Raw genomic sequence first — 23919 nt, forward strand, 5'->3', positions numbered from 1 at the left:
ACAGGAAGCCCCCGCACACCACATGGCATGCGGGGGCTCCGAGAAGGCCGGGGGCCCAGAGCCGGACCCGGCCGGAGCAGGACGCGCTACGGCAGCGTGACCCCGTAGTAGCTCAGCGCCTCGGTCACCGGCTGGAAGAACGTCGTACCACCGGAGGTGCAGTCACCACTGCCCCCGGAGGTCAGCCCGTACGCCACGGTCCCCGCGTACAGCGGACCACCGCTGTCGCCGCCCTCGGCGCACACCGTGGTCTGGATCAGCCCGTAGACGATGTCACCGCCGCCGTAGTTGACGGTGGCGTTCAGCGCGGTGACCCGCCCGCTGTGCGTACCGGTGGTGGAACCGCGCCGGTACACGGTCGTGCCCACGGACGGCGTGGCCGCGCTGGTGATGGACTGGCCGCCCACGGAACTGGGGTGCGAGATCGAGGAGTTGGTGTACCGCACCAGGGCGAAGTCGTTGCCCGGGAAGCTGTAATTGACATTGGTGCCGAGCACCGTGCTGTGGCTGGAGTTGCTGTACCAGGTGGAGGCCACCTGGCCGCAGTGCCCGGCGGTGAGGAAGTAGTACGTGCTGCCGCTGTGCACGTTGAAGCCGAGCGAGCAGCGGTAGGAGCCGCCGTAGATGGCGTCGCCGCCGCTGATCAGCTTGCTGAACCTGCCGGGGGTGTGCTTGATGGTGAGCGCACCCGCCTCGGTGCCGGCCTGCTTCTTGATCTTGGCGATCTGGGCCGGGGAGACCCTGCTGTCGACGGTGAGGACGACACGGTTGGTCTTGCTATCCACGGCCCAGGCGGTACCGGGCACGTCGGCCTTCAGGACGGAGTCGCTCGCCTTGGCGAGCTGGGTTGCGCTGAACCTGCCGTCGTCGCTGGCGTTCGCGGTGGGGGCGGCGAACGCGGCTGCGGCGAGCAAGCCGGTGGCCACGGCGATCAGCCGGGTCCGTCTCGCAGTGCCCTTACGGGGAGTGATGCGCTTGATCCTCACTTTTCGTTCCCTCCCAGGGAAGTCGGGGGCCCGCGTGGGGTCGGGGCCCGTGAGTCGCAGCCAGGGGGGCCGCCGGATTCCGAACACGCATGCCCCCTGGCAAGCGCTGAGGGGGAGTATTCGGCCGAACGACCGGTCGCCACAAGGGTGCCTTTCGGTCGTCGGACTTTGAACCACTCTTACGCACCAGCCCTTGACATCGGCTCAGCACACGCTGACACCAGCCCGACATATCTGACAATCAGCCAAACGCACGCTCCCCCGCCTCGATCGCCACATCCAGGGTGTTGCCGGGCGGCGGGAAGGGGCAGATGAAGTGGTCGGAGAAGGCGCACGGCGGGAGTTGGGCACGGTTGAAGTCGACGGTCGTACGCCCCTCGGCGTCCGGCACGGCCGGGTAGAGGAAGCGGAACCGGAAACTGGTGTCGCCGCTGGTGGCGTCGGCGAACACCGCCCACAGCAGCCCGTCGCCCTGCCGCGCCACCTGCAGCGCCAGGTCCTGCCGGTCCAGCGTGAAAGCGAGCTCACCGGCGAGGGCGAGCCCCCGCTCGCGCCCGTCCGCGTTGCCGACCCGCACGACACGGGTGTCGTCGTACGGCGTGAAACGCCCCGGCACCGACCAGCGGGGGTCGTACAGGGTGGCCTCGATGCCCCTGAAGGCGCGCCGGGCCGCGGACTCCGGGTCGAAGACCCGCACGCCCCACACCCCCTCGCGGACCAGCACGACCAGCCGCTTCTCCCCCAGCGCGACCCGCGCCTCGGTCTCCGGCCCGCGATCGGCGGCGAGCCGGATGTCACCCGCGAAGGGCCGCCCGTCCACGCTCAGACCGTCGGCGTCGCCGGCGGTCAGTACGATCCCGTCGGCATCCACCACCCAGATCCCGGGAATGTCCGGAAGTAGCCCGTCCGGATAATCCTCGACCCAGTACGTGGCGGTCAGCGCGAGCGGCCCGTAGGGCGCGGAGACCTCTTCCAGGCGCTCTTCGTGCCACTGCTTCCACAGCTCGGAGTCATCCGTCGACATACCGAATATCCCTTTCGCCTGCACATTTTCTCCACATAACCGATCAACTCTGCTCTATCGGCCGGGGAAGCCCGAGATGGGAGCGAAGAGTGCTGCCCCCGTATTCCGCGCGCAGCGCACCGCGCTCCTGGAGCAGCGGCACCACCCGGTCCACGAACTCCTCCAGCCCGTCCGCGAGCTGGGGAAGCAGCAGGAAACCGTCGGCGGCCCCCTCCCGTACATACCGGTGCAGCTCGGCGGCGACCGCGTCGGGCGTGCCGACGAAGGACTGCCGCCCGCTCGCCTCGATCACGGTCTCCCGGATGGACAGCCCCTTCTCCCGCGCGAGCGCCCACCACCGCTCGGCGAGCGCGACGGTGTCGCGCTCCCGGCCACCCCGGCTGCGCGGAGCGGTCTCGGGCAAGGGGCCGTCGGGATCGCATCCGGACAGGTCCACACCCCAGATCCGCTCCAGCGCGAACAGCGCGTACTGCGGGGTGATCCGCTGCCGGCGCATCCCGGCGGCCCGCTCCTGCGCCTCGGCGGCGGTGTCCCCGAGAACGACGGTGACACCGGGCATGACCTTCAGGTCCTCCGGCGCGCGGCCGTGTTCCCCGAGCCGCCGTTTGACGTCGGCGCAGCGGACGCGGGCCGCCTCCGGCGGGCCGTGCCCGACGAGGAGCACATCGGCCGAGGCGGCGGCCAGCTCCCGCGCCCCCTCGGACTCCCCCGTCTGAATGATCACGGGCTGCCCCTGCTCGGAGCGGGGCAGCCCGAACTCGCCCGCGATGTCGAGGTACCGGCCCCGGTACGCGAACGGCCGCGGCACCCCGTCGGGTGTCCAGGAGTTCCACAACTTCCGTACCACGTCGACGACTTCACCGGCCCGGGCGGCCTCGGCCGCCTCGGTACGACCGCCGGAACGGAAGTTCTCCCCGGCGCGGGCGTCCCCCGCCGCCGCGTGCCAGGCCGCCCGGCCGGCGCTGAGCTGGTCCAGGGTGGCGAGGCGGCGGGCGAGTTCGTACGGCTCGCCGAACGTGGTGTTCACGGTGGCGGCGAGCCCGAGCCGGTCGGTGACCCCGGCGAGCGCGTTCAGCACGGCGACCGGCTCCGGCCGTCCCACCGGATCCAGCTCGTGCAGCCGCCCCCGGTACTCGGGCAGCCGCAGCGCCTCGTCGAGCAGCAGGAAGTCGAACCGCCCCCGCTCGGCGGCGCGCGCGAGGCGTTCGTAGGAGGGGAACCCGATCTGCGAGCCGGCCTGCGGATCGGTCCACATGGTGGTGTCGTCGGCGGCCGGGAACCGGACCGCGAGATGCATCTGCCGTCGTACGGTCATGACGTTCCCCCGGTCATGACGTTCCTCCCGGTCACGGCGTACCGGTTGGCGGGCCGGGCGAGGCCCAGGTGCTCGCGCAGGGTGCTGCCCGGATAGAAGGTGCGGAACAGACCGCGGTGCTGGAGCAGCGCCACCGTCCCGTTGACCAGCCGCTCCAGGTCACGGCGCGGCTCGACGGGCACGAGGTGGAAGCCGTCGGTGACACCGTCGGCGTGCCAGCCGGCGACCAGCTCGGCGAGGTCGACCGGGCCGCCCCGGTACAGCGGCCCCCGAGCGGTCGGCCGCGGGCCCCCGCCGCCGTGTCCGGGCTCGGCCGCGTGCTCCCCGTCGCCCAGGTCGACCAGCAGGCTCACCAGGATCCGCACGGTGTCCGGGTCCCGCCCGAACTCCGCGGCCCGGGAGCGCAGTTCGTCGCGTGCGGCAGCGGCCCGCTCCGGGGTCGCGGCGCGGACCAGGGCCACGTCCGCGTGCCGGGCGGCGACGGTACGGGCCTGGCTCTCGGTGGCGTCGACCACGCGGACCGGGTGGCCCTGCGGTGGCCGGGGCACGGTCGAGGGGCCCCGGACGGAGAAGGCGCTGCCGGTGAAGTCGACGTGGTGCAGCTTGTCCCGGTCCAGGAATCGGCCCGTCGGCACATCCCGGATCTCGGCGCCGTCCTCCCAGCTGTCCCACAGCCGCGCGGCCACGTCGGCGACTTCACCGGCCTCCTGCCACAGCGCCGGGACAGGCGCCGGGTCGCGGCGGCCGAAGAGCCGGGCCTCCTCCTCGCCGGCGGACACCTCGATCCGCCAGCCGGCCCGCCCACGGCTGACCCAGTCCAGCGTCGCCACCGCTGCCTGCACCGCGAAGGGCTCGGTGTGGGTGGTGGTGACGGTCGGGACCAGGCCGATGCGCCGGGTCGCGGGCGCCACCCGGGACAGCACGCAGAGGGCATCGGGCCCGGGCCGGGCGAAGGAGTCGTCCAGCGTCACGAAGTCCAGCCCACCGCGCTCGGCGAGCCGGACCAGCTCGACGTACGGCTCGGCACCGAAACAGTCCGGCAGATCGACGGCGGCGGCGAGATGCGGCAGTCCACGGCCGTACGAGGCAGCCATCCCTCACAGCACCTTCGCCAGGAACGACCGTGTCCGCTCCTCCCGCGGAGCGCCGAGCACCTCGCCCGGTGGCCCCTGTTCGACGATCCTGCCGTCGGCCATGAACACCACGGTGTCGGCTACCTCGCGGGCGAACGCGATCTCGTGTGTGACGACGATCATCGTGGTGCCCTGGGCGGCCAGGTCCCGGATGACGTCGAGGACTTCACCGACCAGCTCGGGATCGAGCGCCGAGGTCGGCTCGTCGAACAACAGCAGCCTCGGCTCCAGCGCGAGCGCCCGCGCGATGGCCACGCGCTGCTGCTGCCCACCCGACAACTGCCGCGGATAGGCATCGGCCTTGTCGCCCAGCCCCACCCGTTCCAGCAGCCGGCGCGCCTCGGACACCGCCTCCTTCCGGGGCCGTTTCAGCGCGGACACCGGCGCCTCGACGACGTTGTCCAAGACCGTGAGGTGCGCAAAGAGGTTGAAGTTCTGGAAGACGAACCCGATCCGGGTGCGCTGGCGCAGCACCTCGCGCTCGGGCAGCTCGTACAGCTTGTCCCCGGCGCGCCGGTACCCCATCAGCGAGCCGTCGACGCGGATCTGGCCCCGGTCGGCCTTCTCCAGATGGTTGATGGTGCGCAGGAGCGTGGACTTGCCGGAGCCGGAGGGACCGAGCACGACGGTGACCTCACCGGTGCGCACCTGGAGATCGATGCCCTTGAGGACGTCGAGCGAGCCGAAGCTCTTGTGGACCGACCTGATGTCGACCATGAGGCTCATCGCGTAGGTTCCCTTTCGAGTGAGGCGCCCAGGAAGGCGAGCACCGCCCGGGCGGTGGCGTCGTTCTGCCGGAACGCGGCCCCGCCGGTGCGCGGCCGGGTGAAGGCGCCGGGGGTGCGGGCATCGGTGTACGGGCCGAGCGCGAAGCGCCGGGGATGGGGGCGCCCGGCGCCGTCGAGGATCCGGCCGTCGCCGGGGTCGACCCGGAGCAGTCCGTCGGGGGTCTCGGCGGCGCCGTCGGCGTGCAGCTCGCGCAGCAGGCTGTCGCGGGCCCGCCCGACGGTGGGCTCGGGCAGCCGGGCCTCGACCAGCGCCCGGGCCTCGGCCCGGAAGCCCGGCACGGTCGGACTGGTGGCCCGGAACACCCCGTCCTCGGCGGTGACGGTCATGTCGGCGCCGACGAACCGGAGCAGTCCGGCCCGGGACAGCGCGAGCATCTGCCGCAGCCGGGGTCCGGGCGGCCCGGACGCCAGGTAGCTGAAGAACCCGTGCCACCAGGGGCCGATGTTCCCCAGCCGCACGAGCTGCCCGTAGACGGAGAGCAGCCCGAGAAAGACCCCCAGGTCGGCGCTGTACGAGGAGTCGTGCCGGCGCCGCAGATCGGCATCGATGTACGCCCGCATTCCCTCCTGGAAGTCCTCGTGGGAGGCGTGTCGCACCCCGTCGAGCGGGTGGTCGAGCGCGGCGAGGTCGAGGCGGTCGGCCGGGTCCGGTACGGCGGCGGCGACGAGCGCCCGGGTCTCGGCGAGGTCGCCGGCGGCCGCGTACTTCTCCTCGAAGTCGGCCCAGTTCATCGCCGTACGTCCGGCGTGGGCGGTGAACAACCGGTGGTAGTGGGCGAAGCCCAGCTCCTTCTCCACCAGCGGCCACACATCGCGCCGGAAGTCGAAGCCCTCCGGCCCGGCCGGCAGCGCCGCGATCTCGGCCGGTCCGAGGAAGCGGGGCAGCGGGGGCCGGTCGCCGGTCCAGTCGTAGCCGATCTTCGAGTGGTACGGCACTCCGCGCCGCGAGCCGACGTAGAGCACCGGCTCCCGTCCCGAAGGCAGGTAGGTGTCGCCCTCGTACCGCCCGCCGCGGCCCTCGGTGAGCAGCACCATCAGGTCGACGAAGGCCAGCCCGAAGCCCCGTACGAGGACGGGTTCGCCGGGCTTCAGCGGGGACAGGTCGCTGTCGGCGGTGAAGTCGGGCGGCAGGTGGACGAGGCCGTGCGCACGGGCGTATGTGCTCAACTCCCTCTGTTCTCCGTCGGGTTCGGCGTCCAGGTGGCCGAGCGCGAGGATCACCAGGTCGGCGGGGAGGGGACGCGGCAGGCCCTCCAGCCACACCTGCTGGCGGCCCTCGCGGGGGCCGCTGATCCGCAGGGCGCGCCGGGGGTGGTGGTGGACGGTGACGCCGGGCGGCAGGTCGGCGCGGGCCCGCTCGTACACCCAGCGCAGATAGCGGCCCTGGAGCTGCCGGTCGGCGAAGGTGCCGCCGTCCAGCCCGGCCCACTCGTGCAGGGTGGGACCCTCGCGCACCGGGCCGTCCATGAGCACCGTCTCGTCGGTGAACATGGTGACGTCCTCGGCGTGCGAGTTCATCCACAGCAGGGGCGACTGCTCCTGGCGCCAGATGCGGCCGCCGCCCGGTGGATGGGGGTCGACCAGATGGATGTCGAGGCCCGAACCGGCGTACAGCTCGGGGGCGTTGGCGGCGATACGTTCCAGCAGTCCGGTCCCCCGCGGCCCGGCTCCCACGATCACCAGCTGCGGCCTCATCGGGTGTGCTCCGTGCCGCGGGCGTAGTACTTCTCGACGTAAGTCTGGCCGAGGCCGAGCAGCGAGGTGACGACCGCGTACCAGAGGGTCGCGACCATCAGCAGCGGGATCACCCGGTAGGTGCGGTGGTAGATCAACTGGGCGGAGAACAGCAGGTCGTTGACGGCGATGACGCTGACGATCGAGGTGCCCTTGAGGGTGCCGACGAGCATGTTGCCGGCGGGCGGCACGATGGCGCGCATCGCCTGCGGCAGCACGATCCGCCACCAGCGCCGCGACCGGCTCAGGCCCAGCGCCTGGGCGGCCTCGATCTGCCCGCGGTCCACGGAGAGGATGCCGGCCCGGACGACCTCGGCGGCGAAGGCGGCCTCGTGCAGGGTGAGGCCGACGATCGCGACGGCGACCGGGGCGAGCAGGTCGACGGTCTTCACGCCGAACAGCTGCGGGTACAGCGCACCGATGTTGAACCACAGCAGCAGCTGCACCAGGATCGGGATCGACCGGAACAGCCACACGTAGCCCCAACTGACCGCCCTCAGCACGGGGTTGGCGGAGAGCCGGAACGCGGCGAGCAGGGTCCCGAGGGCGAAGCCGAGGACCATCACCACGGCGGTCAGCCACAGCGTGAGCCACAGTCCGCGCAGGATGGAGCCGGAGGTGAAGTAGTCGGCGACGACGTCCCACTGGAACGCCTTGTTGCGCAGGACGGAGTTGACGGCGATCCCGAGCAGCACGAGGACGACGACGGCCGCCGCCCACTGGCCGTAGCGGCGCCGCGGAACGATCCGCGGGGAGTCGGCGGGCTCGGGTATCTCCGGCGCCGTGGGGACTTTGGCGAGGGTGTCGGATGACATGCGAAGGCTCCATGACGTGAAGAGTCAGGGGTGGTGCCTTCACACGGCCGAGCCCCTCAGCAGGGCCGCCCACCGAGAGTACGTGGGCGTTTCGGTGCACTGTCAAGGCTGTCCGAACTGTGAGCCGTACGTCTCAAGTCAGTTGACGCAGAACCGGATGCCTGTTCCACTTGGCCCATGCATCCACAGCAGTGGCTGGTCACCCGCTCCCACATCGACTTCGGTCGCGTGTGGTCCTGTTCCTGTTGAGCTGACCCCCTGCGCGCGCCTGCCGTCCGGCGGGCGCCCTTCTCGCGTTCTCCCGCTTCTTACGTCACGCCTTCACACGCGCACCCCCCTCCCTCACGCCGTGCACCCTTTTCGCTCCAGGAGATCGCCCACCGATGCGTACGCGTCTTTTCAGACCCTTTGTCGCCATGACGTCCGCTGCCCTGCTCCTCGCCGCCTGCGGCTCGGGCAGCACGGACGCGCCCGACAAAGTACCCACCACGGACGTCGTCTCCGCCGAGAAGAAGGACGAGGCGGCGGCGAAGTTGCTGCCGCCCGGCACCACCCGCCTCACCGTCGCGATCAGCGTCGGCGGCACCCCGCCGGGCACCACCTACCTCTCCGACGGCAAGACACTGACCGGCCAGGACGTCGACTTCACCAAGGCGGTCGCCAAGGTGCTCGGCATCAGAGCGACGGTGGAGCAGGCGAGCTTCGAGGCGATCCTGCCGGCGCTGGACAGCGGCAAGTACGACTTCGGCGCGAGCAACTTCGGCGTCACGAACGAGCGGCGCAAGACCATCGACTTCGTCACCTACGTCAACGACGGCCAGGGCTTCGCCGCCCGCAAGGACAGCAAGCTCTCGACGATCAGCGACCTCGGGCAACTGTGTGGCCTCAACGTCGCGACCGGCGCCGGCACGACCTTCGAGGCCACGCTGGAGGAGAACAAGCACGTGTGCACCGACGGGGGCAAGAAGCCGTACCAGGTGCAGACGTACGCCGAGCAGAGCGCGATCTGGTCCTCGGTGCAGCAGGGCCGCAGCGACGTGGTGATGTCCACGATCAACGGCCTGCGCTACGCCGTGGCCCACCAGCCGGGCCTGAAGTTCCTGAACGAATTCCACCGCCTGGACGTGGGCTTCGCCTTCAAGAAGGGCACCCGGCTGGCGCCCGCCTTCCAGGCGGCGGTGAACAGGCTGATCGCGGACGGCACGTACGGCAGGATTCTGAAGAAGTGGGGGACGACGGGTTCGGCGATCGCCAGGTCGCGGATCTCTCCGCCCGAGCTGAAGAACTGAAGGGCGCGGTTACAGCCCGCAGTCACAGCACGAGCAGCACTCACAGCACTCGCAGCACTGGCAGGCCTCGCAGCACGACAGGTCGCAGTCGCAGTCACAGTCGGAGCAGCAGCCCTCGCGCTTCTTGCGCGACCAGGGGCCCTCGTACTCGTCGGCGCAGCACACCTTGCAGGTGCAGCACAGGCCGAGGGCGGCCGCGCAGCCGGCCCAGAAGCCCCGCTTGTCCGGGTGCGGCGGCTGCCCGCCGGAGGGGTTGCCGTACGGGTGGCCCGGCGCGTTCGGCGCGTGGTGACCGGGCGGCGGACCGAACGAGGCCTCGGGCGCGTGTCCGCACGAGCGCGTGCCGAAGGCGCGGTCCACGGAGCGTTCCAGCTCGTGCACGAGCAGCAGGTGGACCAGCTTGCCGTCGGCGAACTCGGCCTCCCGCAGCGCAAGCCGAATGCCGCGCAGCGCGTCGTCGGCCAGCCTGCGGGCCTCTGCCCGCGACGTCCCCGTGGCGGTCAGCGGATTCCACGCGCCCGTTGCGGCGTCGGCTTCCTGGTCCTCCACGGCGTCCAGCAGATGTGCGAGCCGGCCGAAGAGCCGGCCGGCCTCCGCGAGCGGCTGTGCGTTGCCCGCCCGGCCGGCCAGCACCGCGGTGTGCGCGAAGGCGGCCGCGGTCGCGGTCTCGGTCGGCTCGGTGACCGTCAGGATCGGGGTGCCGTACCCGGCGAGGGTCTCCAGGCCCAGTTGCCGGTCGACAGCCTCGACGAGGACGCCGGTGTCGAAGCCGACCGCGGCACCGCTGTGGGCGCCGGCCTTCCCCCAGCCCGCGGCGACCCGGCGCGCGGCGGCGGCCATGGGCCGGCGGGCCAGCAGCCCGTCCCGGTCGGCGACATGGTCGCGCACCTTCGCCGAGGCGAGCACCAGCGAGACGGCGGCGGCGAGCCGCGCGCCCTGGCCCTGGGCGACGGACGCCGTACGCATCCCGCGCAGCGCGCACGGACCGGCCGTTCGGCGGCCGTCGGCGGTCGTCCCGGTCTGAGCCTCCGTCAGAACCGAGATGAGAAGTCCGTCATAGTTCGTTACGATCCGCGCGAACTGGCCGTGATCCCGGCGCAGGGCGAGACAGAGCCCGCACAAATGCGCAAGCCACTGGGCCTTGAGGCGCTCACCGAGCCGATGAGAACACGGTCTGACGATTCCGAACACGACGATCCCCCGTGATGTGGTACGACGTTGGCGTTCACCCGTACGCAGTGAGCATCACCCATCCGCCTCCGACAATCATATTTCACTCTCAGTCAGCAGCCGTATGAGTCACGACCCTTGGGGCACAAGGGCTCTCGACGGATCGGCTGTGCACCAGTACCGTCACAAACCCCCCGCGCGGCGTCTATCCACTTGGCGCGCCGTCCGCATCATGGATGACCATAGGGATGCGGAAAGCAAGAAGGACCGCTGTGAGAGGAGGCGTCCATGGGATCGGTACGCAAGGCGAGTGCGTGGCTCGGCCTCGTCGACGACAACGATGACGAGCGCTACTACGACGACGAGTACGCCGAGGGCACAGAGTCCGAGGGCGCCTGGGTCACGGACCCCCGGGTGAAGGTGGCCACGGACACGGCCGAGGAGAAGGGCCGCCGGATCGCCACGGTCACCCCGGACGGTTTCCGGGACGCCCGCGCCATCGGCGAGCTGTTCCGGGACGGTGTCCCGGTCATCATGAACCTCACGGCGATGGAGCCCGCCGACGCCAAGCGCGTGGTGGACTTCGCCGCGGGGCTCATCTTCGGTCTGCGCGGCTCGATCGACCGGGTGTCCAACCGGGTGTTCCTGCTGACGCCCGCCGACACGGAGATCATCAGCGGTGAGGCGTCCGCCCACCGCGACGACGGCTTCTTCAACCAGAGCTGAGGCAGGGCCGCTCACCGGCCCCGCCTCCCCCCGGGGATCAGCGGAAGGCGTCGAGCCCGGTGAGCGCCTTGCCCAGCACGAGCTGGTGCATCTCGACGGTGCCCTCATAGGTGAGCACCGATTCCAGGTTGGTCGCGTGCCGCATCACCGGGTACTCCAGGGAGATCCCGTTGGCACCGAGAATCGTCCGCGCCGTACGGCAGATCTCGATCGCCTCGCGGACGTTGTTGAGCTTGCCGAAGCTGACCTGCTCGGGGCGCAGGCGGCCGGCGTCCATCCGCCGCCCGAGATGATGGGCGAGCAGGATCCCCTTGTGCAGTTCCACAGCCATGTCGGCGAGCTTGGCCTGGGTGAGCTGGAAGCCTCCGATGGGCCGCCCGAACTGCTCCCGCGTCTTCGCGTAGTCCAGCGCCGCCTCGAAACTGCTGCGCGCCGCACCCATCGCGCCCCAGACGATGCCGTACCGGGCGTGGGACAGACAGCCGAGCGGTCCGCGCAGTCCCGTGACCTCCGGGAGTACGGCCGTGGCGGGCAGTCGTACGTCGTCCAGCACCAACTCGCTGGTGACAGAGGCGCGCAGGGACCACTTGTGCTTGATCTCGGGCGCCGAGAAGCCGGGGGTGTCGGAGGGGACGACGAAGCCGCGGATCCCTTCCTCCGTCTGCACCCAGACGACCGCCACCCCGGCGACCGACCCGTTGGTGATCCACATCTTGCGGCCGTTGAGCACCCAGTCTCCCCCGCCGTCGCGCTTGGCGTGGGTGCGCATGGAGGCGGGGTCGGAGCCGTGGTCGGGCTCGGTCAGCCCGAAGCAGCCGATCACCTCGCCGGACGCCATCCGCGGCAGCCACTGGAGCTTCTGCTCCTCGCTGCCGAACCGGTGGATCGCGTACATGGCGAGGGAGCCCTGCACGGAGACCAGGGACCGGATGCCGGAGTCCGCCGCCTCCAGTTCCAGGCAGGCCAGGCCGTACTGCACGGCCGTGGCGCCCGCGCAGCCGTACCCGGTCAGGGACATGCCGAGGGCGCCGAGGGAGCCGAGTTCGCGGGCGAGGTCCCGGATGCCGGGCAGCTCGCCCTTCTCGTACCAGTCGGCGACGTACGGCAGCACGCGGTCGCTGGCCCAGCTGCGGACGGTGTCGCGGACCGCCAGGTCCTCCGGTTCCAGCAGGTCGTCGATCCCGAGCGGGTCGGCGGGATCGAAGGGGGGCAACTTCGAGGACGCGGACATGGGACACCCTCCGGCACACGGGAACTCGGCGAAAACTAGCACCGCTAGTCAGATGTGCCGCCGACGTTACGGTGCGCCGTCCCGCACGTCCAGTACGTCAGGCCGAGACGCGGGGCTCCGCCACTTCCCTCGGTGCGGGCAGCTCCACCGCCGCCACCGGCTCGCCGCACTGCATGACCCGCGGCAGCCGCAGCGCCATCACCGCGCCCAGCAGCAACAGCCCCGCGCTCACCAGCAGCGTGACATGCAGCCCGTGCACGAAGGAGTCCCGCGCGGCCCGGCGCAGCGCCGCCCCGGCGTTGCCGCCCAGCCGGCCGGCGACGTCGTAGGCCTCGCCGAGCGAGTGCCCCGCCCGGTCCGACGCGTGCTGCGGAACACCCTGTACCGAGCGCAGGCCGGGGGTGTAGGCCGCGTTCATCACGCTGCCGAGCAGCGCGATGCCGATACCGGCGCCGAGCTGGTACGACGTCTCGCCGATCGCCGCCGCGCCGCCCGCCTGGTCGGCCGGGGCCTCGCTGAGCATCGACTCGTACGCCCCGAAGAGTGTGGTTTCCAGACCGAAGCCGAGCAGCACGAAACCGGACAGCAGCAGGGGCGCGTTGTCGGTGCCGCCCATCGCGGTGAGCGTCAGGACCGCGGCGGCGGTGAGGAAGAAGCCGAAGCAGACCATCCGGCGCGGCCCGAAGCGGCGCAGCATCCGGGCGCCCGCCAGGCCGGCCGCCATCGCGGCGATGGTCAGGGGCAGCAGCCTGAGGCCGGTCCGCAGCGGGGAGAGCCCGAGCACCAGTTGCAGGTACTGGGCGGCGATCAGCTCCAGGCCGACGAGCGCGAGCATCGCCAAAACGATGCAGCCGACCGAGGTGCTGAACGCGGGCCGGCGGAACATCCGCAGGTCCACCAGCGGATGCCGCAGGCGCCGCTGCCGGCGTACGAAGAACAGGAGGAGGGCCGCCCCGGCTATCAGGGGCAGCGCGGTGAAGGGGCTCGCCGGGGCCGCGCCGCCGCCCAGCTGCTTCACGCCGAGGACGACTCCGAAGAGTCCGCCGGCCGCCGTCAGGGCGCCGACCACGTCCCAGGGGCCGTCGCGGTCACCGCGGGACTCGGGCAGCAGGATCCGGCCGATCGGCAGACTGACGAGCATCAGCGGGATGTTGACCAGGAAGACCGCGCCCCACCAGAAGTGCTCCAGCAGGAAGCCGCCGAGCAGCGGGCCGACGGCCGCGCCGACGGCGGCCACCGCGCTCCAGATGCCGATGGCGAGCGCGCGCTCGCGCCGGTCGGGGAAGACCTGGCGCAGGATCGACAGGGTCGCCGGCATGATCATGGCGCCGCCGACGCCGAGCAGCGCGCGGGCGAGGATCAGCATCTCGGCGGTCTGCGCGAAGGCCGCCACGGCGGAGGCGACACCGAACAGACCGTAGCCGAGCAGCAGGACGCGCCTGCGGCCGACCCGGTCGCCGAGGGTGCCGAAGAGGATCAGCAGCGAGGCGCAGACCAGGGGATAGACGTCGACGATCCAGAGCAGTTCTATGGCGCCGGGCCTGAGGTCCGCGGTGACGGCGGGGACCGCCACGTGCAGCACGGTCGCGTCGAGGGCGACGAGCAGCAGGCTGACGCAGAGGACGACCAGGACGACCCAGCGGTTGGCACCGGCCCCGGCCGCCCGACGGCGCGGCCGTGCGGCAGCCGTGGTCGTCCCGGACATGCGCGTACCTCCCAGATGTGCCGCGCGCGGGGCGGACCGACGGGGTGGGGACTCCCTGTCGTACGGCCGGAGCGGAGCGGGGTCTTCGGCCTGCGCAAACCCACGCGGGTGACTCGTCAGCGTACGCGAGTTCGGCACGGGGGCACGTGGCGGACCTCTCACCCGCATGACCGAACCCATGTGGCGTACGCCACTTCGCTCCCCCTTGACCACTCCCCGGGGGCCGGTCCGGTTCCGCGGCCGGTCGATAATCGGGTCCGTGACCGATCTTGACACGCGCGTGGTCCCACCCCACGCCCCACTCCTGCGCCGGGCGGCCCCGGCCCTCCTGGGCTATGCGGCGGTCCGCGCCCTGGGGCTGGTCGCGCTGGCGCTGTGGAGCGCCGCGCGCGGCAAGAGCGCGTACACCTTGCTGACCGCGCGCTGGGACTCGCTGTGGTACGCGCGGGTCGCCGAGCTGGGGTACGGCTACGAGGTGCGGCTGCCGAACGGCGACGTCCACTCCAACCTCGCGTTCTTTCCGCTGCTGCCCTGGCTGGAGCGACTGCTGCACGCGGTCACGCCGCTGTCGTACGCGGACGCCGGTTTCGTCGTCAGCCTGCTCGCCTCGCTCGCCGCGGCCTGCGGGATCTTCGCCGTCGCCGAGCGGGTGTACGGCGCCCGGGCGGGGATCTGTGCCGTGCTGGTGTGGGCGGTGCTGCCGGTCGGGATCGTGCAGTCGATGGCGTACAGCGAGTCGCTGTTCACGGCGCTGGCGGCCTGGTCGCTGTACGCGCTGCTGACCGGCCGGTGGGTCACCGCCGGCACGCTGGCCGCCCTGGCGGGCCTGACCCGGCCGGTGGGGGCGGCGGTGGTCGCTGCGGTGTGGGTGGCGGGCGTGATCTCCTTCGTGCGAAACCGGAGCACGACGCACGAGCCGGGCGCGCGCGATGACGAACACGCCTGGGCGCCTGCGCCCGGCGCGGATGCCAGCGCACACGCCTCGGCGCACACACTCGGCGCGTCCGACGGCACATACGCCCCGGCAGTCACTCTGGGCGCACATGTCCCCGCCTGGCGCCGGGCCCTCGGCATGCTCATCGCCCCCCTCGGGGCCGCCGGTTATGTGCTCTGGGTCGGGTACCGCACCGGCAAGGGCCCGCTCGGATACCTGGATGTTCAGGCCGGATGGCGCAACGGGTTCGACGGCGGCCTTGCGTTCGCACGCTTCGTGGCCGACAAGTTCACGTCAATTCCGTCCGCGCTCGCCGGTGCCGGACTGATCGCCGGGGTCGCGCTGCTGCTCTGGCTGTACGCGACCGGAGTCCGCCGGCGCCAGCCCGTCGAACTGCTGGTGTACACGGGTGTCGTGCTCGCGCTCGCCCTGTGCGCGTCGAGCTACTTCGGCTCCAAGCCGCGGCTGCTGATGCCCGCCTTCCCGGTGCTGCTGCCGCTCGCGTGCGCCCTCGCGCGGCTGCGCACCTCCCGATCCGTGCTGGTCACGGCCCTGTTGGCGATCGCCTCGGCGATCTATGGGGCGTTCTGGCTGAACGGCTCCGGTCCTCCATGATCGACATCGACGGCCGATGACGCTCCGGAGAATTCCGCGCCAGGACCGGGTTAACGCATTCATAAGCGCCATATAAACAACGCCCGGCATGATCAAAGGAATTGAAGAGAACAGCGTCACAGGATTGCGGAATACCCGGAATTCGGACCGCCCTTGAGAGGTTTGCCACATCACATCGTCATCACAAACCCGCTGATTCGACGGGGCGCACAGCTCACCGCCTGTAACGTCGATTGGGTGCGTACCGAACGAAACCTCACCCGGCGTCTGGACCGGGTGTTCGCCAGACTCGACCGTGAGCCGGAACGACCGGCCCACATCGATGTGCCGAGGATGAGCCGACACCGGGTCGTTCTGTTCACCGCGACCCTGGCTTTCTACCTGGCGATCGTGTGGGCCGTGGTGATCACGTCCTGGCTGGTCCGGCTCGACTGGCAGGTCATGTTCTTCCGGCCGTACCAGCAGTGGCCGCAGATCCACGCCTTCCTCGACTACTACGTGGTGCTCGGCCAGCGCGGCCCCACCGCGGTGATGGTCGCGGCCTGGCTCGGCTGGCGCTCCTGGCGGCAGCACACCCTGCGCCCGCTGCTCACCCTGGCCGCCTCTCTGCTGCTGCTGAACATCACGGTCGGCGCCGCCAAGCTCGGCATGGGGCGCCTCGGTCCGCACTACGCGACCGTGATCGGCTCGAACGAGATGGGTCTGGGCGGCGATATATTCCCCAGCGGCCACACCGCCAACGCGGTCGTGACCTGGGGCATCCTGGCCTATCTGGCCTCCACCCCGAGAGCGCGCCGCTGGCTGTCGGCGCTGTCCGCGATCACGTCGCTGGGCGTCGGCCTCACCACCGTCTACCTCGGTACGCACTGGCTGAGCGACGTGCTGCTGGGCTGGGCCGCCGGCCTGCTGATCATGCTCGCCCTGCCGTGGTGCGAGCCGCTGATCGCCAAGACCGAGGAATGGCTCTTCGACCTGCGGGACCGCTGGCGCGCCCGCCGCAGCCGGCCCGTGCCCGAGCCGGTCGTCCCGGTCACCCCGGTGGTGCTCAGGCCGCGCGGCGCACCGGCCGAATCGGCTCCGGCCCGCGAGCCGGTCGCCTCGACCCGCGCGTCCAGGGGAATGCCGCATCTGGCCCCGGGACCGCACACGACCCGTTCGGAACGCACCCCGGTCACCCCGGTGGGCAGCCGCCGCCCGCCCCACACCGACCACCGCCTCCCCCGCGGCACGACTCAGCCGGCCCGTCCCCTGACGGGCGGCTGACGTCCGAACGGCAGCGACGCCCCGTCGGCGCGGGGCTGCGCTACCCCTTCCAGGCGCGGGCCACCAGCCCGTCCCGTACCTCGAAGTTGAGCCGTCCCACCAGGTACTCCATGGTGATGATCGCGCCCGGCGGCAGCGACCGTACCGTCGACCAACCCCGCTGCCTGGCGAGCCGCTCGGCGTTCGCGGCGTCGAGGCCGACATACCCGTCCGGACTGTCCTGGGGCTCCGCTGGCGGAGTGGGAATCGATGCCATGCCGCCACGCTACCGCGCAGCCGCAGGGTAAGAGTCGTATCCAACTCTCGTCACACTTCTGTCACAGCCTGCCGGCCCGTTTCCGCGCCGTGACATTCGCCGTCGCCGCAGCGGGCATCACACGTACGAGGGTTTCCGCAGGTCCGCGCCGGGGTAATCGAACAGAATTCACGCGCCCCTTGAGCGACCCGTCGAATTACCCGACGGAAGGTTTCCAGGCGAGGTTCCGGACGGCTCCAAGAGTGATTCCCCGGGCAATGCGGCGCACTGCCACGCCGGCTGACGCCGCATAGGAATTTCACGGATTCAGCACATCTCCCCCCTGGGGCCACGGCCGCTCGCCGGAGTGGGTGGCGCCGCGGTCCGCGCCAGAGCCGCATCGAGCCGGTCCCGGATCCTCCTGATGGCTTCGGTCAGTTCGGCGGGCTCGACGACCTCGAACGGGAAGCCCAGCATCATGATGTGCACGACCATCACGTCCAGGTTCGCCGCGCCGGAGCGCAGCACGCACGCGTCCTCGCCGTCCGCCTCCAGGGTCCCGGCCGACGGCGAGATCCGCTCGGCGGCCTCGTGCAGCGGCACCAGCAGCCGCACGGCGGAGTGCGTGGCGTACGCGCGCGTGGAGACGCCCTTCGAGACGTAGGCGGCCAGATCCTCGGCGGGCGGCTCGCGCGGGGTGAAGCGGGGCCCGTACGGCGGCTTGGGGGTGATGCGGTCGACGCGGAAGGTCCGCCAGTCCGCCCGGTCGACGTCCCAGGCGACCAGATACCAGCGCCGCTCGGTGCACACCAGCCGGTGCGGCTCGACGGTACGGCGGCTGTCGGCGCCCTCGTGCGTGCGGTACTCGAACCGCAGCCGCTCGGCGTCCCGGCACAGGTGGGCGAGTTCGGTGAGCAGCGCCGGGTCGACGGCCGCGGTCGGCGGGCCGCCGCGCAGCATCGGCACGGTGTAGGCGCCCAGGGCGCCCACCCGGCGGCGGAGCCGGCTCGGCAGCACCTGTTCGAGCTTGGCGAGGGCGCGCACGGAGGTCTCGCCGATGCCCTCGATGCCCTGGCCTGCGGCGGTGCGCAGACCGACGGCCACGGCGACGGCCTCGTCGTCGTCCAGCAGCAGCGGCGGGAGTTCGGCGCCGGCGCCCAGCTGATAGCCGCCGCCGGTACCGGGGCTGGCGTTCACCGGGTAGCCCAGCTCGCGCAGCCGGTCCACGTCCCGGCGGACGGTGCGCGGGGTGACGCCGAGCCTCTCGGCGAGTTCGGCGCCGGACCACTCGCGGTGGGCCTGGAGCAGCGAGAGCAGACGCAGCAGACGTGCCGAGGTCTCCAACATGGGCCCGAGTCTGTCAGGGATCGCGGACAGCCGCTGTCCTCGACGGACAGCGGCTGTTCTGCGCGGCTGCTCGGTGCTCAGAGCGCGAGGCGCTGGCCGGGCATGATCAGGTTCGGGTCGTCACCGATGACCTTCTTGTTGGCGGCGTAGATGTGCTGCCAGGTGGTCCCGTGCCGGGCGGCGATGGCACTCAGGGTGTCGCCCTCGCGGACGGTGTAGTCACCGCGGGAGTCGCTGCGGCCGGTGTGGGCCGCCGGGCGCTGCGGCGTCTGCGCCGGAGCGGAGGTCGCCGGGGCGGACTTCACCGGGGCGGACTTCGTCGTCGCGCTGCCCTTCGAGGCGGTCGTGCCCGAGGAACCGTTGTGCGCCGCCGCGGGAGCGGCGCCATAGGCTCCGGCGCGGCCCGAGCAGACCGGCCAGGCGCCCCAGCCCTGGGCGTGCTGGACCTTGGTGGCGACGGCGATCTGTGCGCTCCTGGAGGCCTGGTCGGCCGTCGGGGCGTAGGCGGTGCCGCCGTACGCGCGCCAGGTGCCGGCGGAGAACTGGAGCCCGCCGTAGTAGCCGTTGCCGGTGTTGATGTGCCAGTTGCCGCCGCTCTCGCACTGGGCGATGCGGTCCCACACCCCGTTGTCCGCCGCGGCGGCGTTGCCGGTGGCGGCCAGCAGCCCCAGCGGGGCGAGCAGCGCGGCTCCGGCGAGAGCGGCCGTCGTACGGCCCTTGCGGGCGCCGTCGGGACGGGCGGTGTTGCGGGTGGTATCGGCACACTCGGACATGTAATTCCCTCTCCACGAACCCGGGTTCCCCCAGGCGGAGCACGCCTCGCCGCGCATGAACGCGGTTCCTCGTGCCCGCCCCGTCCGCGTGACCGGTGCCGGCGCTGTTGCGTTGCCGGTGCCGGCCGTCGGACGTACCCGAGCGGTGCTCGTTGCACACGGCGGAGGAATGTAGGGAGGTCGAGCAGCCGGAATCAACCAACTCGCCGTCATTCCAGGCCAGTTGCCTGTTACCGCGAGTATCGGCAATTTTCGGCCACCCACTACATGCCCTGATTTCCTGATTTGTCGACCAAGGACCGAAGCGGTCTGTGAGCCACTTCACCTCTTCAAGTTCCTTGACATCGCGACGAGTTGACCGTGAGTAGCGGATTCCGGAGCGCCGGTGACTGTGCGCGCCGGTTGGTTCGAACCGGTTGTCCTCGGGGCGTGACTCCCACCACAGGACGTCCGTTGTCTTCTTCATGAGCCCGGAACCCCGGGGCTCATCGGCCGGGAGCCACCCGGCCGACCCAGCACGCATCCCGAGGGAGCCACCGTGCCGCGCATGCTCGACGTCAGTGACGCCGTACGCGCCGAGATCGGCGACGAAGAAGCCGACCGGCTGCTCGCCGGAGAGAACGCCCCGGGCAGTTACGACTGCACGTCCTGCCGCACCCCGGGCGACTCCGAGCAGGAGCGCACCAGCACCGTTCTGTTCGTCGGCGACGAGACCGCCGTCCTCGCCTTCGCCCACGCCAGCTGCCTGCCCTCGCAGGTCGTCCAGGTCACCGAGGAGCAGCTGCAGGGCGCCGTCCGTTCCATCGGCGGCGGCACCGCCGCCGGGGGCGCGCCGCGGGCGGCCGTGCCCGAGCAGGCGGTGCTCGGCGTGACCAGCGGACTCGTCCTGGTCGAGGGTGAGTTGCACCCCGCGCTCGTCGTCGAGCCGACCTCGCCGATCGTGCGGCCGGGCTCCACCGGGGCCGGCGACGACTTCCTGCCGCTGCTCATCGAGCAGGGGTACATGCCGGTGACCGAGCTCGCGTCCGTACCGCCGGTGCTGCACGGCTGGTCGGTGCTGCTCGCGGTGGGCCAGCTGCACGCGGTGCTCCAGCCGTCGGCGCACGGCGGGCAGCCCGTCGCCTGGTGGCAGGCGCATCAGCCGCTGCAGGTCACGGACAGCTGGCGGGCCGCCGCGAACAAGCATCAGCAGGTTCTGCTGTTCGCGGCCCCGGTGGGGTCGATCGGGCGGCAGCCTCGGGAGGATCTGCTGCGGGAGTCCCTCGACAAGGCGGCGGCGAACGGGAAGTTGGTCGCGGCGGCGCTTCCCCTTGCGGGTACGTGATTCTCTTCGCCTGAGGGGTGGGGGCGGAGTCGCCTATCGACACAGCCCCACACCCCTGGGGGGTAGTAGTACCGCATCTCTTTGACGCCCCCGTCGTTTGGACAGACGTGCACGCATACGACATTCCTCCGCCGCGCCGGTCCGCCTTCGGCTCCGTTTCGTCCGCTCGGTCCATGCAGGACGGGGTCGGCAGCCCCTCGGCGACGCCGATCTACGACATGCTCTACGCGGAGTGGGTCAAGACCTTCCGCACCCTGCCGGGCGACCGCAGTGGGGAGGAGGGGCTGAGGTTCTGCCCCTTCGGGCTGCTCCCGGACCGTACGACCAGCTCCTACGGCGGCCACCGGCCGGGGTCGTTCAGCAGCTCGTACAGCGCCTACAGCGCCGGGGCCTACAGCGCGCGGCAGCAGTCCCAGTGGCAGCGGGTCAGCGGGCTCGGACGGCAGCCGCACGACACCGGGATGCACCACGTTCCGGCGGCGCTGCCTCCGGGGCCGCGCCGGGGCGAGTAAGCGGCGGACGGTGAAGGGCGGCTCCTGGTTCTTCAGGGGCCGCCCTTCACGTCGTACAGCTGCTACTTCTTCTTCGCGCCGCGCTTCTCGCGCACCCGCACCGAGATGTGGATCGGGGTGCCCTCGAAGCCGAACTCCTCGCGCAGGCGGCGCTCGATGAAGCGCCGGTAGCCGGCCTCGATGAAGCCGGAGGCGAAGAGGACGAAGCGCGGGGGCTTGGTGCCGGCCTGGGTGCCGAACAGGATGCGGGGCTGCTTGCCGCCCCGGACCGGGTGCGGGTGGGCCGAGACCAGCTCGCCGAGGAAGGCGTTCAGGCGGCCGGTGGGGACGCGGGTCTCCCAGCCGGCGAGGGCGGTCTCGATGGCCGGGACCAGCTTCTCCATGTGACGGCCCGTGCGCGCCGAGACGTTCACGCGCGGGGCCCAGGCGATCTGGGCCAGCTCGGTCTCGATCTCCCGCTCCAGGTAGTAGCGGCGCTCCTCGTCGAGGGTGTCCCACTTGTTGTAGGCGATGACCATGGCGCGGCCCGCCTCGACGGCCATGGTGATGATCCGCTGGTCCTGCACGGAGATGTTCTCGGAGGCGTCGATCAGGATGACCGCGACCTCGGCCTTCTCGACGGCCGCGGCCGTGCGCAGGGAGGCGTAGTAGTCGGCGCCCTGCTGGAGGTGGACGCGCTTGCGGATGCCGGCGGTGTCAACGAACTTCCAGGTCACGCCGCCCAGTTCGATCAGCTCGTCGACCGGGTCGCGGGTGGTGCCCGCCAGCTCGTTGACGACGACGCGCTCCTCGCCGGCCACCTTGTTCAGCAGCGAGGACTTGCCCACGTTCGGGCGGCCGATCAGCGCGATGCGGCGCGGGCCGCCGACGGCGGCGCCCCCGAAGGTCTGCTCGGGCGCGGTCGGCAGCACCTCCAGGACGGCGTCGAGCATGTCGCCGGTGCCGCGGCCGTGCAGCGCCGAGACCGGGTGGGGCTCACCGAGGCCCAGGGACCACAGGTAGGCCGCGTCGGCCTCGCCGCTCGGGCCGTCCACCTTGTTGGCGGCCAGCACGACGGGCTTGCCCGCCTTGCGCAGCAGTCGTACGACCGCCTCGTCGGTGTCGGTCGCGCCGACCTTGGCGTCCACGACGAAGACGACCGCGTCGGCCGCCTCGATCGCGTACTCGGCCTGGGCGGCGACGGAGGCGTCGATGCCGAGGACGTCCTGCTCCCAGCCGCCGGTGTCGACGACCTTGAAGCGGCGGCCGGCCCACTCGGCCTCGTAGGTCACGCGGTCACGGGTGACACCGGGCTTGTCCTCGACGACCGCCTCGCGGCGGCCGATGATGCGGTTCACCAGGGTCGACTTGCCGACATTGGGGCGGCCGACGACGGCGAGCACGGGCAGCGGGCCGTGGCCCGCCGCCTCGATGGCGCCCTCGACGTCCTCGATGTCGAAGCCCTCTTCCGCGGCGAGCTCCATGAACTCCGCGTACTCGGCGTCGCCGAGAGCCCCGTGGTCGTACTCGTGCTCAGCCGAGTCGCCGGGCTGGATGTCGTCGTTCATGAAGTCCGTACCTCGTTGTTCCATCGTGGTGGTCGGTGGATCATCCCGGTTTCGACCGGCTGATCCACTACTCAAGTGTCGCCTAGCGCCCGGTCAGGCGCCTGGCGTTTTCCAGGTGGCTGGTGAGCTGCTTCTGGATGCGCTCGGTCGCCTCGTCCAGCGCCTTGCGCGTACGCCGCCCGCTGCCGTCGCCCGCGTCGAAGGGGTCGCCGAAGACGACGTCGACGCGGGAGCGCAGCGGGGGCAGTCCCTTTATCAACCGCCCCGGCTTGTCGGAACTTCCCAGGACCGCCACGGGCACGATCGGTGCCCCGCTGCGGACCGCGAAGTACGCCAGCCCGGCGCGCAGCGAGGCGAAGTCGCCCTCGCCCCGGGTGCCCTCCGGGAAGATGCCCAGCACTCCCCCGGCCTCCAGCACCCCGAGGGCCTGGCTGATCGCGCTGCGGTCGGCGGACGCGCGGTCCACCTTCAGCTGGCCGATGCCGGTCAGGAAGGGGTCCAGCGGGCCGACGAACGCCTCCTTCTTGATCAGGAAGTGCGTCGGCCGGGGCGACACGCCCATGACCATCGGGCCGTCGATGTTGTGCGAGTGGTTCACGGCGAGGATCGCCGGGCCGGTCGCGGGCAGCTTCCAGGCGCCGAGCACGCGCGGCTTCCACAGCCCGTACATCAGGCCGACGCCGATGCGCCGCCCGACCTCGGCGCCCCGCTGCGACGGAACCGGCGGCCGGCTCACTTCCCGGCCCGCTTCTCCTCGACCAGGGTGACGACGCACTCGATGACCTGGGCGAGGGTGAGCTCGGTGGTGTCCACCTCGACCGCGTCGCCGGCCTTGGCGAGGGGCGAGGTCTTGCGGCTGGAGTCGGCCGCGTCCCGCTTGATCAGCGCCTCGCGGGTGGTGTGGATGTCGGCGCCCTTCAGCTCGCCGCTGCGGCGGGCCGCCCGGGCCTCCGGGGAGGCGGTGAGGAAGATCTTCAGGTCGGCGTCCGGGAGGACGGTCGTACCGATGTCCCGGCCCTCGACGACCATGCCGTGCTCGGCGGCGGCGGCCAGCGAGCGCTGCAGCTCGGTGATCCGGGAGCGCACCTCGGGCACCGCGCTGACCGCGCTGACCTTGGAGGTGACCTCCTGGGTGCGGATCGGGCCGGCCACGTCGACGCCGTCGACCGTGATGGTCGGGGCGGCCGGGTCGGTGCCGGACACGATCTCGGCCTTGCCCGCGACGGCCGCGATGGCGGTCGGGTCCTCCAGGTCGATGCCGTTGTTCACCATCCACCAGGTGATCGCCCGGTACTGGGCCCCGGTGTCCAGGTAGCTCAGGCCGAGCTGCGCTGCGACGGCCTTCGACGTGCTCGACTTGCCGGTGCCGGAGGGGCCGTCGATCGCGACGATCACGGGCTTGGCGGTCGGGGCGGCGCCGTTTTCCACGGAGGGACACCTTCCTGGTGCGGTG

At 71.5% G+C, this 23919-nt stretch carries 22 protein-coding genes; 6 read left to right on the forward strand and 16 right to left on the reverse strand.

Translation table 11 applies throughout. The features are described 5' to 3' along the window. Positions 1-86: 86 nt before the first annotated feature. The 7 genes from ACWC0C_RS28460 to ACWC0C_RS28490 all read right to left on the reverse strand — a co-directional run bounded on the left by ACWC0C_RS28460 (position 87) and on the right by ACWC0C_RS28490 (position 7795). Positions 87-986, reverse strand: coding sequence for a S1 family peptidase (locus tag ACWC0C_RS28460; RefSeq protein ID WP_450866782.1), 900 nt, complete (start codon positions 984-986; stop codon positions 87-89). Between the two features lie 241 nt (positions 987-1227). Next, the gene (locus ACWC0C_RS28465; protein ID WP_450866784.1) at positions 1228-2010 is read right to left on the reverse strand and encodes a DUF1684 domain-containing protein; all 783 of its coding nucleotides are present in this window, start codon (positions 2008-2010) and stop codon (positions 1228-1230) included. Positions 2011-2053: 43 nt separating this feature from the next. Continuing rightward, entirely contained in the window at positions 2054-3325 is a 1272-nt protein-coding gene (locus tag ACWC0C_RS28470; protein ID WP_450866786.1) for an NtaA/DmoA family FMN-dependent monooxygenase, read from the reverse strand. Further along, entirely contained in the window at positions 3322-4419 is a 1098-nt protein-coding gene (locus ACWC0C_RS28475) for an LLM class flavin-dependent oxidoreductase (protein WP_450866788.1), read from the reverse strand. The genes ACWC0C_RS28470 and ACWC0C_RS28475 overlap by 4 nt, the downstream gene beginning before the upstream one ends. 3 nt (positions 4420-4422) lie before the next feature. Next, a complete protein-coding gene (locus ACWC0C_RS28480) occupies positions 4423-5184 on the reverse strand; it encodes an amino acid ABC transporter ATP-binding protein (RefSeq protein WP_450866790.1) in 762 nt (253 codons plus the stop codon). Next, the gene (locus ACWC0C_RS28485) at positions 5181-6941 is read right to left on the reverse strand and encodes an FAD/NAD(P)-binding protein (RefSeq protein ID WP_450866792.1); all 1761 of its coding nucleotides are present in this window, start codon (positions 6939-6941) and stop codon (positions 5181-5183) included. The genes ACWC0C_RS28480 and ACWC0C_RS28485 overlap by 4 nt, the downstream gene beginning before the upstream one ends. Beyond that, positions 6938-7795 (reverse strand): amino acid ABC transporter permease, encoded by an 858-nt coding sequence (locus tag ACWC0C_RS28490; protein ID WP_450866794.1) that lies wholly within the window; start codon positions 7793-7795, stop codon positions 6938-6940. Before ACWC0C_RS28490 ends, ACWC0C_RS28485 begins: the two co-directional genes overlap by 4 nt. 416 nt (positions 7796-8211) lie before the next feature. Between ACWC0C_RS28490 and ACWC0C_RS28495 the strand changes: the two genes are divergently transcribed. Next, the gene (locus ACWC0C_RS28495) at positions 8212-9084 is read left to right on the forward strand and encodes an ABC transporter substrate-binding protein (RefSeq protein ID WP_450866796.1); all 873 of its coding nucleotides are present in this window, start codon (positions 8212-8214) and stop codon (positions 9082-9084) included. A 9-nt stretch (positions 9085-9093) separates the two neighbouring features. On the opposite strand, the gene ACWC0C_RS28500 is transcribed toward ACWC0C_RS28495, so the two are convergent. After that, positions 9094-10275: a DUF5685 family protein gene (locus tag ACWC0C_RS28500; protein ID WP_450866797.1), complete on the reverse strand. Its 1182-nt coding sequence runs from the start codon at positions 10273-10275 to the stop codon at positions 9094-9096. 267 nt (positions 10276-10542) lie between these two features. Between ACWC0C_RS28500 and ACWC0C_RS28505 the strand changes: the two genes are divergently transcribed. After that, complete coding sequence (locus tag ACWC0C_RS28505) at positions 10543-10980, forward strand: cell division protein SepF (RefSeq protein WP_449198081.1); 438 nt, start codon at positions 10543-10545, stop codon at positions 10978-10980. A gap of 37 nt (positions 10981-11017) precedes the next feature. Here ACWC0C_RS28505 and ACWC0C_RS28510 read toward each other — a convergent pair whose 3' ends face one another. Continuing rightward, a complete protein-coding gene (locus tag ACWC0C_RS28510; protein ID WP_450866799.1) occupies positions 11018-12211 on the reverse strand; it encodes an acyl-CoA dehydrogenase family protein in 1194 nt (397 codons plus the stop codon). Between the two features lie 97 nt (positions 12212-12308). Then, on the reverse strand, positions 12309-13916 hold the full coding sequence (locus tag ACWC0C_RS28515) for an MFS transporter (protein WP_450866801.1): 1608 nt from the start codon (positions 13914-13916) through the stop codon (positions 12309-12311). Between the two features lie 259 nt (positions 13917-14175). Between ACWC0C_RS28515 and ACWC0C_RS28520 the strand changes: the two genes are divergently transcribed. Both ACWC0C_RS28520 and ACWC0C_RS28525 read left to right on the forward strand, forming a co-directional pair. Then, a complete protein-coding gene (locus tag ACWC0C_RS28520; RefSeq protein ID WP_450866802.1) occupies positions 14176-15465 on the forward strand; it encodes a mannosyltransferase family protein in 1290 nt (429 codons plus the stop codon). 237 nt (positions 15466-15702) lie between these two features. Beyond that, a complete protein-coding gene (locus ACWC0C_RS28525; RefSeq protein WP_450866804.1) occupies positions 15703-16728 on the forward strand; it encodes a phosphatase PAP2 family protein in 1026 nt (341 codons plus the stop codon). A 40-nt stretch (positions 16729-16768) separates the two neighbouring features. On the opposite strand, the gene ACWC0C_RS28530 is transcribed toward ACWC0C_RS28525, so the two are convergent. From ACWC0C_RS28530 to ACWC0C_RS28540, 3 genes are all read right to left on the reverse strand, one after another. Then, positions 16769-16984, reverse strand: a complete 216-nt coding sequence (locus tag ACWC0C_RS28530) for an I78 family peptidase inhibitor (protein WP_450866806.1) — start codon at positions 16982-16984, stop codon at positions 16769-16771. A gap of 306 nt (positions 16985-17290) precedes the next feature. Beyond that, the gene (locus ACWC0C_RS28535; protein ID WP_450866807.1) at positions 17291-18310 is read right to left on the reverse strand and encodes a helix-turn-helix transcriptional regulator; all 1020 of its coding nucleotides are present in this window, start codon (positions 18308-18310) and stop codon (positions 17291-17293) included. 77 nt (positions 18311-18387) lie between these two features. Beyond that, positions 18388-19083 (reverse strand): transglycosylase family protein, encoded by a 696-nt coding sequence (locus ACWC0C_RS28540; RefSeq protein WP_450866809.1) that lies wholly within the window; start codon positions 19081-19083, stop codon positions 18388-18390. A gap of 538 nt (positions 19084-19621) precedes the next feature. Here ACWC0C_RS28540 and ACWC0C_RS28545 point away from each other — a divergent pair. Both ACWC0C_RS28545 and ACWC0C_RS28550 read left to right on the forward strand, forming a co-directional pair. Then, complete coding sequence (locus tag ACWC0C_RS28545; RefSeq protein ID WP_450866810.1) at positions 19622-20407, forward strand: hypothetical protein; 786 nt, start codon at positions 19622-19624, stop codon at positions 20405-20407. Between the two features lie 107 nt (positions 20408-20514). Continuing rightward, complete coding sequence (locus ACWC0C_RS28550; RefSeq protein ID WP_449198072.1) at positions 20515-20919, forward strand: hypothetical protein; 405 nt, start codon at positions 20515-20517, stop codon at positions 20917-20919. A gap of 62 nt (positions 20920-20981) precedes the next feature. Here ACWC0C_RS28550 and der read toward each other — a convergent pair whose 3' ends face one another. The 3 genes from der to cmk form a co-directional block, all read right to left on the reverse strand. After that, on the reverse strand, positions 20982-22466 hold the full coding sequence (der, locus tag ACWC0C_RS28555) for a ribosome biogenesis GTPase Der (RefSeq protein ID WP_449198071.1): 1485 nt from the start codon (positions 22464-22466) through the stop codon (positions 20982-20984). Positions 22467-22548: 82 nt separating this feature from the next. Beyond that, the gene (locus tag ACWC0C_RS28560; RefSeq protein ID WP_450866842.1) at positions 22549-23136 is read right to left on the reverse strand and encodes a lysophospholipid acyltransferase family protein; all 588 of its coding nucleotides are present in this window, start codon (positions 23134-23136) and stop codon (positions 22549-22551) included. Between the two features lie 62 nt (positions 23137-23198). After that, complete coding sequence (gene cmk, locus ACWC0C_RS28565; protein ID WP_449198070.1) at positions 23199-23894, reverse strand: (d)CMP kinase; 696 nt, start codon at positions 23892-23894, stop codon at positions 23199-23201. Between the last annotated feature and the right edge of the window lie 25 nt (positions 23895-23919).

The sequence above is a fragment of the Streptomyces sp. NPDC001709 genome, from assembly GCF_053596375.1.